Origin of the sequence: Aeromonas sp. s6 (genome assembly GCF_040907815.1) — a bacterium.
In the GTDB taxonomy this organism is placed as follows: Bacteria; Pseudomonadota; Gammaproteobacteria; order Enterobacterales; family Aeromonadaceae; genus Aeromonas; species Aeromonas caviae.
Genome location: NZ_JBFOCN010000091.1, coordinates 1 through 14052 on the forward strand (window position 1 = coordinate 1; position 14052 = coordinate 14052).

At 61.1% G+C, this 14052-nt stretch carries 15 protein-coding genes; 9 read left to right on the forward strand and 6 right to left on the reverse strand.

Annotated elements, in window-relative coordinates; translation table 11 throughout:
* The 6 genes from AB5Y50_RS13960 to AB5Y50_RS13985 all read left to right on the forward strand — a co-directional run.
* On the forward strand, positions 1 to 142 hold a 142-nt coding region (locus tag AB5Y50_RS13960), incomplete at its 5' end, for a transposase (RefSeq protein ID WP_319861765.1).
* Between the two features lie 63 nt (positions 143 to 205).
* A complete protein-coding gene (locus AB5Y50_RS13965; RefSeq protein WP_041201542.1) occupies positions 206 to 475 on the forward strand; it encodes a DUF3302 domain-containing protein in 270 nt (89 codons plus the stop codon).
* 10 nt (positions 476 to 485) lie between these two features.
* Positions 486 to 1523 (forward strand): HlyD family secretion protein, encoded by a 1038-nt coding sequence (locus AB5Y50_RS13970; RefSeq protein WP_010674032.1) that lies wholly within the window; start codon positions 486 to 488, stop codon positions 1521 to 1523.
* A 120-nt stretch (positions 1524 to 1643) separates the two neighbouring features.
* A complete protein-coding gene (locus AB5Y50_RS13975; RefSeq protein ID WP_043156377.1) occupies positions 1644 to 3404 on the forward strand; it encodes a DEAD/DEAH box helicase in 1761 nt (586 codons plus the stop codon).
* Positions 3405 to 3491: 87 nt separating this feature from the next.
* Positions 3492 to 4925: a D-alanyl-D-alanine carboxypeptidase/D-alanyl-D-alanine-endopeptidase gene (gene dacB / locus AB5Y50_RS13980; RefSeq protein ID WP_043156376.1), complete on the forward strand. Its 1434-nt coding sequence runs from the start codon at positions 3492 to 3494 to the stop codon at positions 4923 to 4925.
* Between the two features lie 217 nt (positions 4926 to 5142).
* On the forward strand, positions 5143 to 5400 hold the full coding sequence (locus tag AB5Y50_RS13985) for a GrxA family glutaredoxin (protein ID WP_010674029.1): 258 nt from the start codon (positions 5143 to 5145) through the stop codon (positions 5398 to 5400).
* A gap of 59 nt (positions 5401 to 5459) precedes the next feature.
* On the opposite strand, the gene AB5Y50_RS13990 is transcribed toward AB5Y50_RS13985, so the two are convergent.
* Complete coding sequence (locus AB5Y50_RS13990; RefSeq protein WP_010674028.1) at positions 5460 to 5669, reverse strand: DUF1653 domain-containing protein; 210 nt, start codon at positions 5667 to 5669, stop codon at positions 5460 to 5462.
* A 356-nt stretch (positions 5670 to 6025) separates the two neighbouring features.
* On the opposite strand from AB5Y50_RS13990, the gene AB5Y50_RS13995 reads away from it, so the two are divergent.
* Positions 6026 to 7240 (forward strand): pyridoxal phosphate-dependent aminotransferase, encoded by a 1215-nt coding sequence (locus AB5Y50_RS13995; RefSeq protein WP_005302243.1) that lies wholly within the window; start codon positions 6026 to 6028, stop codon positions 7238 to 7240.
* Positions 7241 to 7305: 65 nt separating this feature from the next.
* On the opposite strand, the gene AB5Y50_RS14000 is transcribed toward AB5Y50_RS13995, so the two are convergent.
* Both AB5Y50_RS14000 and fabV read right to left on the reverse strand, forming a co-directional pair.
* On the reverse strand, positions 7306 to 8781 hold the full coding sequence (locus AB5Y50_RS14000) for a YfcC family protein (protein ID WP_319882608.1): 1476 nt from the start codon (positions 8779 to 8781) through the stop codon (positions 7306 to 7308).
* Between the two features lie 162 nt (positions 8782 to 8943).
* Positions 8944 to 10137: an enoyl-ACP reductase FabV gene (gene fabV, locus AB5Y50_RS14005; RefSeq protein ID WP_319882607.1), complete on the reverse strand. Its 1194-nt coding sequence runs from the start codon at positions 10135 to 10137 to the stop codon at positions 8944 to 8946.
* Between the two features lie 270 nt (positions 10138 to 10407).
* Here fabV and AB5Y50_RS14010 point away from each other — a divergent pair, with 270 nt between their 5' ends.
* A complete protein-coding gene (locus AB5Y50_RS14010) occupies positions 10408 to 10833 on the forward strand; it encodes a DUF4124 domain-containing protein (RefSeq protein WP_319882606.1) in 426 nt (141 codons plus the stop codon).
* 481 nt (positions 10834 to 11314) lie between these two features.
* Complete coding sequence (locus AB5Y50_RS14015) at positions 11315 to 12613, forward strand: PAS domain-containing methyl-accepting chemotaxis protein (RefSeq protein WP_043156373.1); 1299 nt, start codon at positions 11315 to 11317, stop codon at positions 12611 to 12613.
* Positions 12614 to 12685: 72 nt separating this feature from the next.
* On the opposite strand, the gene AB5Y50_RS14020 is transcribed toward AB5Y50_RS14015, so the two are convergent.
* The 3 genes from AB5Y50_RS14020 to AB5Y50_RS14030 all read right to left on the reverse strand — a co-directional run.
* Complete coding sequence (locus tag AB5Y50_RS14020) at positions 12686 to 12883, reverse strand: hypothetical protein (RefSeq protein WP_039038678.1); 198 nt, start codon at positions 12881 to 12883, stop codon at positions 12686 to 12688.
* A 61-nt stretch (positions 12884 to 12944) separates the two neighbouring features.
* Positions 12945 to 13841, reverse strand: a complete 897-nt coding sequence (locus AB5Y50_RS14025) for a DMT family transporter (RefSeq protein ID WP_049636405.1) — start codon at positions 13839 to 13841, stop codon at positions 12945 to 12947.
* Between the two features lie 69 nt (positions 13842 to 13910).
* Positions 13911 to 14052, reverse strand: a 142-nt coding sequence (locus AB5Y50_RS14030) for a transposase (protein WP_319861765.1), incomplete at its 5' end; no start/stop codon positions are given.

Here is a 14052-nt window from a genome sequence, read left to right on the forward strand (position 1 = left end):
AAGGCGACTGCGTAATGAATTTCTGGACTTGAGAGGTGCTTACAGCAAACCCGTACTCTGGTCACGCTCTTACTTTGCGGGCTCTTGCGGCGGAGCACCGTTGGAGGTGATCAAGCAATACATTCAAAACCAGCGGGGCTGACGCCCCGGCGAAATTCCCCTCCCACCTACGTCGGAGGGAGTCCCCTTTCGCATTTAAGATGGCATTATCGTCATTCACGATATTCCATATGAAATTGCCAAGCACCGTAATCACCCCCACCAGGACGCCATTCACGTGGCAGGCTGGGTCAGCCTGTTCACCCTGCACGTGCTCTGGCCCTTCCTCTGGATCTGGGCCACGATTTATCGCCCCGATCGCGGCTGGGGCTTCTCGCAACGCCTACAACATGACGAGACAGAGATCAGCGCACTCAAAGAGGAGCTGGCAGCACTGCAGGCTCGCATGACCACGCTCGAACAGACCGACAAATAGGTAACGCCCCATGGACCTGCTACTTATTCTCACCTATACAGCCCTCTGCATAGGTATTTTCAAGATCTTCAAGATCCCGCTCAACAAGTGGACCGTGCCGACCGCCGTACTGGGTGGCGTCATCATCATCGGCACACTCATCATGCTGATGAACTACAACCACCCCTATTCCGAGCTGGCTCGCAACTATTATGTCTCCACCCCGGTCGTGCCCCTGGTCAAGGGGCGTGTCACCGACGTCCCGGTCAAGCCCAACCAGCCGGTCAAGAAAGGGGATGTGCTGTTTCGCATCGACGCTGAGCCCTTCCAGGAGAAGGTCGCCAGCCTGACGGCGCGCCTCGCCTCCAACACCGATTTTCTGAAGGCTCTGGACGCCCGCCTGCGATCCGCCAGCCTGGACAGGGATCGCGCCCAGGAGCTGATGCGACGGGGCATCGGCAAACAGCGCGACCTCGACGTCACCCAGGCCAACGTGGATGACATCGTCGCCCAAATTGATCAGCAGAAAGCGACCCTCAATGACCTGGGTGCCCAGCTCAACATCGCCAAGTACGATCTGGAGCAGACCGTGGTCTACGCCCCGAGTGACGGTCATGTCGTACAACTGGCATTGCGCCCGGGCATGATTGCCGCCCCCTTCATGTTCCGCCCCGTGATGACCTTCATTCATGAAGATGCCAATGCCTATGTCGGCTGGTTCTGGCAGAACAGCATGCAGCGGCTCAAGGCGGGTGACGAGGCCGAAGTCGTGCTCGACGGCATTCCGGGCCGCATCTTCAAGGCCAAGGTGCAGTCCGTTATCCCGGCCATGGCACCGGGCAATATCCAGGCACAGGCGGGTCTTATCGATCAGACCTCGGCACAGGTACCGGGTCGCCTGCCCATCGTGCTCGAGATCACCGATCCCGAATGGGCAAACTACCAGGTGATCGCGGGTTCCAGCGGTCAGGCCGCCATCTATACCGAGCACTTCCACCACGTGGCCATCATGCGCAAGATCCTGATGCGCATGGGTAGCTGGCTCAACTACCTGTTCCCCTTCCACTGAGGTCCCTGACCTGCACGGGCCGGCATCCTGCCGGCCCGCTTCCTGTCAGCACGCCCCCTTCGCTGCATTTTCCCCGCAAGATCCCTATAATGGCGCCATCTTGCACCACAGCCGTTCCCCATGTTCGTTCTCAGACCCTATCAAACCGACGCGGTCAACGCCGTCATCAGCCACTTTCGCAAACACCCGGATCCCGCCGTGGTGGTGCTGCCCACCGGGGCCGGCAAAAGCCTGGTGATCGCCGAACTGGCCCGCAAGGCCCGTGGCCGGGTGCTGGTGCTGGCTCACGTCAAGGAGCTGGTGGAGCAGAACCACGCCAAGTACGAGGCCTGGGGACTCCGGGCCGACATCTTTGCCGCGGGGCTCGCACGCAAGGAGGCGAGCGCCCAGGTGGTGTTTGGCTCGGTGCAGTCGGTGGCGCGCAATCTGGATGCCTTCGACGGCGCTTTTTCGCTGCTCATCATCGACGAGTGCCACCGGGTCTCGCTCGATGACGACAGCCAATACCATCAGGTGATCGAGCATCTCAAGGCCGCCAATCCGGCCCTCAAGATCCTCGGGCTCACCGCCACCCCCTATCGGCTGGGGCTGGGCTGGATCTACCGGCGCCACTACCACGGCATGGTCAAGAGCCACGGCGAGCGGCTGTTCGGTGACTGCGTGTTCGAACTGCCCCTGCGCTTCATGGTGAAAAACGGCTACCTGACCCCGCCGCGCCTGGTGGACGCCCCCATCGTCCACTACGACTTCAGCAAGCTGGTGCCGCGGGAAAACGGCCTGTTCAGCGAGGCGCAGCTCAACGGCGAGATCAAGCGACAGGAGCGGGTCACCCCCCATATCCTGAGCCAGGTGCTGGAGTATGCGGCCGACCGGCAGGGGGTGATGATCTTCGCCGCCACCGTCGAGCATGCCCGGGAAATTCATGACCTGCTCGGTGCCAGAGACCAGCAGGCCGCCCTCGTCACCGGCGAGACGCCGGGACCGGAGCGCGACGCTCTAATCAGTGCCTTCAAGGCGCGCGAGCTCAAGTTTCTGGTCAACGTGGCAGTGCTCACCACCGGCTTCGATGCCCCCCACGTCGACCTCATCGTGATGCTGCGCCCCACCGAATCGGTGTCGCTCTATCAGCAGATTGTGGGACGGGGCCTGCGCCTCTCACCCGGCAAGAGCGATTGCCTGGTGCTCGACTACGCAGGCAACAACTTCAACCTGTTTGCCCCCGAAGTGGGGGAACCCAGGCCCCACGCCGGCACCGAGCCGGTTCAGGTGCCCTGCCCCGCCTGCGGCTTTGCCAACACTTTCTGGGGCAAGACCGACGAGGATGGCAAGGTGGTCGAACACTACGGCCGCCGCTGTCAGGGACTGTTTGAAGATGACGAGGGCAACCGCGAGGAGTGCGACTACCGCTTTCGCGCCAAGATCTGCCCAGGTTGCGGTGCTGAAAACGACATCGCCGCCCGCCGCTGCCAAAGCTGTGACCAGCTGCTGGTGGACCCTGACGACAAGCTCAAGGAGGCCCTCAATCTCAAGGACTGCATGGTGATCCGCTGCGCCGGTTTGACCCTGAGCCCTGGGCGCGGCAAGCAGGGGGAGCGGCTGGAGGTGACCTACCACGACGAGGATGGCCTGACCCTGACGGAGTACTTCCCCTTTCACTCCCGGGGTGCACAGCGCTTGTTTCAACAACGCTTTGTGCGTCATCATTGGCCCGCCCCGGGCCTGGAGCCCGAATTCACTACCCTGGCGAGCGTGATGCTCGCGGCAGACCAGTTCCGTCACCCGGATTTCGTCATCGCCCGCAAGTCGGGACGCTTCTGGCAGGTGAAGGAAAAAATATTCGATTACGAGGGGCGTTACCGGACTGCCAACGCCCCGGCCTGACCCCATGGCAGGCGATACCCGGCAGTCACCCGGTTTGATTATCGGGGCGGTTTCTGATGCCGCCCTTTCGTTCAGTTAGAGGATCCTATGCAGCGGCTGTTGATTGGTTTTTGTGCTCTCTTTTCTCTGGCGGTCCAGGCCGCCCCGCTGACCCCGCCCAAGGGGGGCCAGTACGCCGTCATCGTACAGGGTAACAACGGGGTGGAATTTGCCCGTCACGCCGATGACATGATAGCCCCCGCCTCCACCATGAAGGTGCTCACCGCGCTCGCCGCCCGCCTCGAACTCGGTGCCGACTTCCGCTTCGCCACCGACATCCAGGCCCAGCCCGGCGCCAAACAGGGCACTACCATCAACGGCGACATCTGGATCAACTTCGTCGGCGACCCGACCCTGTCGCGCATGGATCTGGTTGCCCTGTTCAAACAGTTGGGCGTCACCCGCATTCAGGGCAACGTCTATGTCAACACCGGTGCCTACAACGGCTATGAGCGTGGCAACGGCTGGTCCTGGGGGGATCAGACCCTCTGTTTCGCCGCTCCCGTCTCCTCGGTCATCATCGACAAGAACTGCGCCTACGGCACCATCACCGCCACCCAGATTGGCAAGCCTGCGGTGGGCAACGTGGCCACCGGCGTGCCCATCGGCATCGGCGCCGACAACGTGGAGGTGATGAGCTATGGCGACATGGCGCGTCAGTTCTGTGCTCTGGAAGTAGACATGGCCAAGGGCAACTTCTACGAGCTCAAGGGCTGCATCACCCCGAACAAGGAGCCACAAGGGCTGCGCTTTGCCATCCATGACGTGGAGGCCTGGGGCTGGGACAACATCCGCTGGGCCATGAACCGCGCCGGGATCAGCCACGACGGCCTGCTGCGGGTCACCCATCAGGCCCCTGTCGGTGCCCAGACCCTGGCGACCCACTACTCTGTCTCCCTGCCGGTGATGCTCGCCAAGATGTTGAAAAAGTCCGACAACCTCTACGCCGATACCTTCCTCAAAACCGTGGGGCGTCACTACTACAACAAGCCGGGCAGCTATCGCAGCGGCACCATGGCGGTGCGCGCCATCCTGACCAAGCACGGCATTGACCTTGGCAACGCCACCCTGGCCGACGGCTCCGGCCTCTCCGCCCACAATCTCATCAGCGCGCGCCAGATGTTGTCGGTGCTTAACTTCATCCAGAAGAACGATGCCGAGCTCGACTTCATCAAGCTGCTGCCAAGCTCCCAGGTGGACGGCACCCTGGCCTGGCGCCGCAGCGTCACCGCCCCCATGATGAAGAACAAGGTGCACGCCAAGACGGGCACCATCACCGGCACCTCGAACCTCGCCGGCTTCATCGACACCGCAAGTGGCCAGCGCAAGGCCTTCGTGATGTTCCAGCGCGGCCTGTCGCAAGACCCCGCCACCCACGAGCGCTATCGCGCCAGCAAGGCCCCCTGGCCCTGGACCGTCTTCGAAAAAGGCGTGCTGGAGAGCATCTACCAGCAGCAGCCCATCCAGATCGCCGAGCAGTGATGAACGATATAGGTGGCCTTGCCAGCAAGGCGGCCCCCATTCCCCGACCTTGGCGCGAGACAGGGGCTCTGGAGCCTTCATCAGCAATGGGCGCAATCGGGGGTGGCGAACGGACGCATCGCTATTTTCGGCTTTGACTGGCACGGCGGCGGGGCTATGCTGTGCCCAGCCTCATCTCAATGGCCTTCTTCAACGGCTTGTTTAATGGAGAGAAAAGATGTTTGTAGAGATTTTTGGTCGTCCCGGTTGCCCCTATTGCGTGCGTGCCAAGCAGATTGCCGAGCAACTGACCGAGGAGCGCGATGACTTCGAGTTCCGCTACGTGGATATCAACGTGGCCGGGCTGACCAAGGACGATCTCGCCGCCAAGGCGGGCAAGCCGGTCACCACTGTGCCGCAGATCTTCCTGGATGAGCAGCACATCGGCGGCTGCACCGATTTTGAGGCCTATGCCAGAGCCAATCTGGGTCTGTAAGCCCCGACACCATGAAAAAAGGCGCCTCTGGCGCCTTTTTTCATGTCGCCAAGCCTGCCTCAGGCCACCGGCGTGAAGCGGCTCACCACCTGTCCCTGATGTTCAATCCACTCCATGAACATGGCGACGGGGCGGGCATAGACCTGACCATCCTGTTCGGATTGATAGATCACCAGCTGCTCCTGGGTTTCGGTGTGCAAGGCCAGGGCAAGAACCTGGTAATAGCCCCCCTTGAAATGGCGGTAGCGACCGGTGGCGGGTGCCTGCATGAGTGAACCTCGAGAGCGGGAAGATGAGCCCCTGTGCCTGCGTGCTCCCCTGGCAGACCGACGGGTCGGGGCCTTTTTTACCCCAGCCAATCGTGCCAGATGGGGGAGATATTTCAATACACTCATGTTGCTTTATGAATCTGCCCCTCATCTTTCACTGATCTACCAAAGAGAGGCAAACGATCATGCTGAATTTAACATTTCAACAACCCTGTTTCAGGGGTAAATATCAGGGATTTATTCCATAAATTAGATTGTTCTAGCATTCAATTCTGTGAAGAATAGGGGCAGAGAAATTTGATACTAAAAACAGCTTTTCTGCCAACGCGCCCCACGGGGAAGGAATCACGCTCACCATGTTCACTATCGACAAGTCGCACAAGCTCGACGATGTCTGCTATGACATCCGCGGCCCGGTGCACAAAGAAGCTCGCCGTCTCGAAGACGAAGGTCACCGCATCATCAAGCTCAACATCGGCAATCCGGCCCCGTTTGGCTTCGAAGCACCGGAGGAGATCATCAAGGATGTGATCCTCAACATGCCCCAGAGCCAGGGCTACTGCGACTCCAAGGGGCTCTTCTCCGCCCGCAAGGCGGTGATGCAGTACTACCAGCAAAAAGGGATGCGCAAGGTCGACATCGACGACATCTACATCGGCAATGGTGCGAGCGAGCTCATCGTGATGGCGATGCAGGCGCTGCTCAACAACGGCGACGAGATGCTGGTGCCCTCCCCCGACTACCCGCTCTGGACCGCGGCCGTCACCCTCTCCGGTGGCCATGCGGTGCACTACCGTTGCGACGAAGGGGCTGACTGGTATCCGGATCTCGACGACATCCGCGCCCGCATCACCCCGCGCACCCGCGGCCTGGTGCTGATCAACCCCAACAACCCGACCGGCGCCGTCTACGGCAGCGAGTTCCTGCTGGAGGTGATCGAGATCGCCCGCCAGCACAACCTCATCATTTTCGCCGACGAAATTTACGACAAGATCCTCTACGACGACATCTCCCACACCAGCGTCTGCACCCTGTGCGACGACGTCATGGTGGTGACCTTCAACGGCCTCTCCAAGGCCTACCGCGCCTGTGGCTTCCGCCAGGGCTGGATGGTCATCACCGGGCCCAAGGGCCGTGCCAAGGGCTACATCGAGGGGCTGGAGATGCTGGCCTCCATGCGCCTGTGTGCCAACGTGCCCATGCAGCACGCCATCCAGACAGCTCTCGGGGGTTACCAGAGCATCAACGAGCTGATCCTGCCGGGCGGTCGCCTGCGCCGCCAGCGCGACAAGGCCTGGGAGCTTTTGAACGAGATCCCCGGGGTCTCCTGCGTCAAGCCCAAGGGGGCGCTCTACATGTTCCCGCGCCTCGACCCCAAGGTGTACGACATCCGCGATGACCAGAAGATGGTGTTCGATCTGCTGCAGCAGGAGAAGCTCCTGCTGGTGCAAGGTACCGGCTTCAACTGGCCTGCACCGGATCACTTCCGCCTGGTGTTCCTGCCCCGGGAAGAGGAGCTGGAAGAGGCTATCGGCCGTCTCGCCCGCTTCCTCAAGGGCTACAAGCAGTAAGCAAGGCTCATGAAAAAGGCTCCCGCGGGAGCCTTTTTGTTGTCTGTCGTTTTCTATCCGCGCCATCAGCCGTGCAGCAGAGCCCCGGCCACCAGTACCACCATGGTGATGAGAGCCGCCCCGATGATGAAGGGCAGCACCCAGCGCACGAAGCGATCGTAGGGGATCCTGGCGAGCGCCAGCCCCGCCACCAGGTGAGCGGCGGTGGGGGCGAACAGGTTGATCCAGCCGGAGGCGGACTGATAGGCGGTGATCACCAGATCCCGCGAGATGCCGGAGAAGTCCGCCAGCGGCCCCATCAACGGCATGGAGACGGTCGCAAGCCCCGAGGTGGAGGGAATGAAGAAGCTCAGGATGATGTGCACCAGATAGGCCATCAGGATGAAGACCGACGACGACAGCCCGCTCACCAGTCCCTCGGCCCAGTGCAGTATGGTGTCGATGATGACGCCGTGCTCCATCACCACATAGATGCCGTGCGCCACCGCCACCACCAGGGCAACCCCGATGAGATCCCGCGCACCGTTGAGGAAGGTCGCCACGTAGTTGGACTCCGGCATCCGGTTGATCAACGCAATCAGGATGGAGGCGCTGAAGAAGAGGGTGGAGAGCTCGTCAAACCACCAGCCCAGGGTGGGCAGCAGATCGATGCCCAGATCCGACCAGGGTACCACCGCATAGATCATCAGCAGGAAGGTGCCGAAGAAGACCAGCATGGTGAGCTTCTGCTTGCCGCTGAAGGCGAGGTTGCCGCTCTTCATCTGGGAGAACTCGTCGTCATAGGCGATGTCGGCCAGCACGGAGCGGGACCTGTCCTGCTGCACCCGTTTGGCGTAGCGCATCACGAACCAGGAGGCGAAGATCACCAGCAGCAGCCACTGGATGACCCGCAGACCTATCCCCTCACCGATGGGAATGCCGGCAAAGCCGGATGCGATGCCGGTGGCAAACGGATTGACGGTGGAGGCGAGCACCCCGACCCCGGAGCCGAGCAGGATAATCCCCGCCGCCACCATGCGATCAAAGCCCGCCGCCATCATCACCGGCACGATGAGAGCCCAGAAGGCTACCGTCTCCTCCGCCATGCCGAAGGTGGAGCCACCAAGAGCAAACAGGGCGATCAGCACCGGGATGAGCAGCCGCTCGCGCCCGGCGAAGGTGCGCACTATGGCCCCGACCCCGGCATCCAGCGCCCCGCTTTGCATGGTCACCGCCAGAAAGCCGCCGATGATGAGCACGAACAGTGCCACGTCCGCCGCCTTGTGAAAGCCCTGGATGGGCGCCTTGAGCACATCGAATACCCCCTGGGGTTGGGAGGGGAGCTCGGTGTAACTGCCGGGTACCGGCAGCAATCGCTCGTCACCGCTGTAGTCGGCCACGGCCGCCGCAGCCACCGGCTGCTGGGTCTTGGCCGTCACATAGTTGTATTTACCCGCCGGCAGCACCCAGGTGAGGGCCGCCATCAGGGCGATGATGATGAAAAGCAGGGTATAAACCGTGGGGAGCTGGCGCTTCTTGGGCGCCTCATGGGATGTGGTCATGACTTTCGTACCTCGGCGGTGCCGTCTGTGATCCGGACAGCGCAAGCCTAGCGGGTTTGTTCGGGGAAAAAGGTGATCGCGGATAATAAACCTGAGGCAACAGGTTGAGTCTGCTGCAAAAAAACAGGGCCCCGCAGGGCCCTGTCTGTGCTGACGACCGACTTACAGCTCGATCACGTCGAATTGCACGTCCGGATTCACGTCCGCATCGTAGTCCACCTCGTCCAGACCGAAACCGAACAGGCGCAGGAACTCCTGCTTGTAGCCGGTGTAGTCGGTCAGCTCGGAGAGGTTCTCGGTGGTGATGGAGGGCCAGAGATCACGGCAGGTCTGCTGCACGTCTTCACGCAGTTCCCAGTCATCCATGCGGATGCGTGCCTGCTCGTCCAGCGCCATGTCGGCGCCGTACAGGCGGGTGCGCATCATGCGGTCCACCTGCTCCATGCAGCCCTCGTGAATGCCCTTCTCCTTCATGATCTTGAAGGCCATGGAGATGTAGAGCGGCATCACGGGAATGGCAGAGGAGGCCTGGGTCACCACGGATTTGAGCACGGCCACGTGGGCGGTCCCCCCCTTGGCAGCCAGATCGCCACGGATGGCGGTGGCGGCGCGGTCCAGATCTTCCTTGGCGCGCCCCAGGGTACCATGCCAGTAGATTGGCCAGGTCAGGTCGGTACCGATGTAGGAGTAGGCCACGGACTTGGCGCCGTCAGCCAGCACACCCGCATCGCGCAGAGCCGCCATCCACAGTTCCCAGTCCTGGCCGCCCATGACGGTGATGGTGCTTTGGATCTCTTCCTCATTCGCCGGCTCGACGGTGGCGGTGATGATCTGATCCTTGTTGGTGTCGATGGCGGTGGAGGTGTAGACCTCACCGATGGGCTTGAGGGCGGAGCGCACCACTTCGCCGGTGTCCGGCAGCCTGCGCACCGGGGAGGCCAGGGAGTAGACCACCAGATCGATCTGCCCCAGATCCTGCTTGATGAGCTCGATCACCTTGGCGCGGCACTCGTGGGAGAAGGCATCGCCGTTGACACTCTTGGCGTAGAGGCCGGCCTCTTTGGCGGCCTTGTCGAAGGCGGCGGAGTTGTACCAGCCCGCGGTGGCGGTCTTGGTCTCGCTGCCCGCTTTTTCGAAGAAGACGCCGAGGGTGGCGGCGCCGCTGCCGAAGGCTGCGGCAATGCGGGAGGCCAGACCATAGCCGGTGGACGCGCCGATCACCAGCACCTTCTTGGGGCCATTCTCGATGGCGCCCTTGGCTTGGGTGTAAGCGATCTGGCGACGAACATTGGCTTCACAACCAACCGGGTGGGTGGTGGTGCAGATAAAGCCGCGAACCTTGGGTTTGATGATCATGTGTTGTCTCTTATCCGTTTGATGGATGAAATCGGGGCATAAGATACCTCATTGCGGCCCGTTATGGTGCTCTGATGTGTTGAACTGCGGGGAAACAGGCAGGGATCCGTCGCTTTGTGCCGCCATGGCACACCCATTGCGCAGGAGATCTCCCCGCCATGGACCAGAGAGAGGCGACGTGAGGACCGGAATGTCACACCCTGAACGAGGCCGTTGTCTGACCTTGCGCCATGTACTAGTGTGCAAGGAAGAGTATTCAAGGAGGAGTCTATGTCACGCATGCTGGTCATCTCTCTCACCTGCCTGGGGCTTGCCACCGTCCCCGTTGTCCAGGCGGCAGTCTATCAATGCGCCCGCGATGGGCAGATCACCTTCAGCGACATCCCCTGCAGCAGCGACGCCAAACCCATGGTACTCAATGTCTATACCCCCTCCCCCGAGGCGGTGGAGCAGGCGGCCAACCAGACCCGGGAGATAGAGCAGAGCCTGGCGAACGGCCAGAAACAACGCCAGGCCGAGGCTCTGCGCACCGAGATCGAGGCCAAAAAGCAGAAGATGAACAACGAGATGACCCAGATCACGGAGAACAAGGCAAGATCCCGCAATGTCTCGGCAGAGATGCAGTCGGTCACTACCCGATATCAGAAAGAGATTGAGTCCCTGAACCAGAAACTCTCTACCTTGCAGGCAAAATAAACACTCCCTGTTTCGGGACAGAAAATATACCGAAGCGGCAATGTCGTCACGGGTTCACACATGCCGGATATCCAAAAACTCACACCCTTGGCCGTTTATTTCTCACACCAGAGAGTCAGATAGCGGCTTTTTCCCGATCCCCGTAGCCACCTAATTTCACCGCGTTCCAGAAGACTCAACTTTATCCCCACCGAGATCCCTGACGTGCCACAGGGTTCATACGAGGGCGATATATAGGGGCATCGTGACAATTGTCAGTGCCAAAAGAGGCGCCTTCATGCCAATATTCCCTGGGGCCCAAAGCGGTCCACGAGATAAATAACCTTGGTACGAGACCCTACAATTAAGAAGCTATTTATCAACATTGAAAAATAAAAAGTTAATTTGAGTACGATGACGACTCATCAGGACGCAATGCTATTGTTAATTTACTCATATTTGGTCGTTATCCCATTCAAGGGTCTCATGGAGGAGCGCTGTCATGTTCTGGAATCAAAAAGCAAGCAAGGAAGCCAGTGAGCAAGCGGCAAGGGTGGTGGAGCTGGGGGCATTTGAACAGGCTATCCAGTTGCAGGTCCCCTTCGTCCAGTTCACCCCGGCGGGAGTGGTCACCTTCGCCAACGCGCTGTTTCTCAAGATCGTGGGATTTGAACGTGACGAGGTGATCGGCAAGCATCACAGCACCCTCTGCTTCCCCGACGACGTCAATACCCGGGATTACGAGACCTTGTGGCAGGATCTGCGCCACGGCGTCTCCCGCAGCGGCCGCTTCATTCGCCAGTCGAAATCCGGCAAGGCCGTGTGGCTGGAGGCGACCTATTTCCCCATCGTGATCGACGTCAAGGTGGTGCGGATCGCCAAGGTCGCCTCCGACGTGACCCAGCAGCAATCCACCCTGGAGCGCACCCAGGCCCTGCTGGCAGCCCTGGACAAGTCCCTGGCGGTCATCGATTTCCAACCCGATGGCACCGTCATCACCGCCAACCAGAATTTCCTCAACTGCTTTGGTTACCGGCTGGAAGAGGTGGTCGGCAAGCATCATCGTCTCTTCTGTGACACCGAGTTCTACCAGAACAACCCCCATTTCTGGCAGGATCTCGGCTCGGGTGACATCAAGTCCGGGCTTTTCATGCGTCTGGGTCACCGGGGGGAGAAGATATGGCTGGAGGCCACCTACAACCCCATCTTCAACCACGAGGGCAAGGTGGTCAAAATCATCAAGCTGGCGAGCGACATCACCGAGCGGGTGGAGAAATCCATCTCCACCCGGGAAGCGGCCCAGAAGGCGTGTGCCATCGCCAGCGAAACCGTCGCGAGCGCCGCCAGGGGGCGGGAGGTCATCGACAGGGTGCTCGACACCTCCTCTCACATCAACACCTCGGTCAATGCGGTCAGCAAACAGATAGAGCAGCTCAACCAGCAATCCAGGAGCATCGAATCCATCATCTCCACCATCAGCGGCATCGCGGATCAGACCAATCTGCTGGCCCTCAACGCGGCCATCGAGGCGGCCCGCGCCGGGGAACAGGGACGGGGATTCGCGGTCGTGGCCGACGAGGTGAGGCAACTGGCGGCGCGCACTTCCAGCTCCACCAGCGAGATCGTCACCGTCATCAAGCACAACTCGGAGATCACCTCCCAGATCACCCAGACCGTCTCCGTCGTCTCCGACAAGGCGGTGGCAGGTCAGGAGCAGGCCACCATCATCGCCGACGTCATCAAGGAGATCATCGAGGACGCCAACTCGGTGTCGGACACCGTCAAGAGCCTCTCCATCTGAGCGACAGCTGCCAATGACAACGGGGGGCCCAGGCCCCCCGTTGTCATTGCTGTCCGCCCACCCGACACCCGCTCAGCCATCCCCCAGGAGATAGTGTCTGGCTTCCTCGTCCGCCAGCGCGAGGGCGATGTCCCATAGCGCGGCGATGCAGAGCCCCTCCTCCCCCACAGCTTCCTCTTCCAGCGCCTCCAGGGCTCTGGCATCGGCCAGGGTAAAGGGGGGATGGCTCAACAGGCTTTTGGCCGCGGCCAGCAAGTGCATGTCGCTCATCGGTCGGCTCCTTCTTAGACAGCGTGTTTCCCTGCCCAGACTGTAGCCCAATGACGGCGACTCATCCCCCGGTGGCGACTGCCTGCGCACGCTTCCTGCCGGACGGCAGTTGGCCCACCCCGATGCCGGCCAGCACGGCGGCACAGGCCACCCATTGCAGGGCAGTGAGCGTCTCTCCCAGCAGCAGATAGGCGAGCAGCAGGGTAAAGACCGGTATGAGGTTCACATAGGCAGCCGCCAGGGTCACCTTCACCTGGGTCACCGACCAGTTGTAGAGCAGGTAGGCACCAAGTGTCACGAAGGCGCCGAGGAAGAGGATGACCCCCATGTCCTGCCAGGCCCAGCTCGCGGGCCAGGGCGCACTGAAGGCAAAGGGCGCGAAGAAGAGCATGCCGACGAAGGCCTGCAACGCTGTCAGTGTCATCACGCCGTAGCGGCTGGAGAGCTTCTTGAATACCACGGAATAGGTGGCGGCGCAGAGCATGGCGCCCATCTCCAGGCTGTTGCCGAGCAGGGCGTTGGGGGCGAACTCGTCTGCGCCCTCCCCCAACCCCAGCAGGGCGATGCCAACGATGGCGATGGCAAAGCCCAGCAGCTGGCGGCGACTCACCCGCTCTCCAAGCAGCACGAAGGCCACCAGAGCCACCATCAGGGGAAGCAGGGCACAGACCATACCGGCCTGGCCGGCACTGGTGTAACGCAGGGCGTTGACTTCAAGAAGAAAGTAGAGGCAGGGCTCAAGCGCCCCCATCAGGGCCAACCAGCGCCAATCCCCCTTCTGGTAAGTGACGCGGCCAAGCTGGCGGTAGCAGAGCAGCCAGCAACAGGACGCCACCCCCATCCGCATGAAGAGCACCTGACCGAAGGACCAGATTTCCAGCACATGTTTGAGGGCGATGAAGGAGCTGGACCAGAGCAGCATGGCCAGGGTCAGCGTCAGGGCGGGTAAAGGGCGCACAATGCCTCCATCTTAAATGCGAAAGGGGACTCCCTCCGACGTAGGTGGGAGGGGAATTTCGCCGGGGCGTCAGCCCCGCTGGTTTTGAATGTATTGCTTGATCACCTCCAACGGTGCTCCGCCGCAAGAGCCCGCAAAGTAAGAGCGTGACCAGAGTACGGGTTTGCTGTAAGCACCTCTCAAGTCCAGAAATTCATTACGCAGTCGCCTT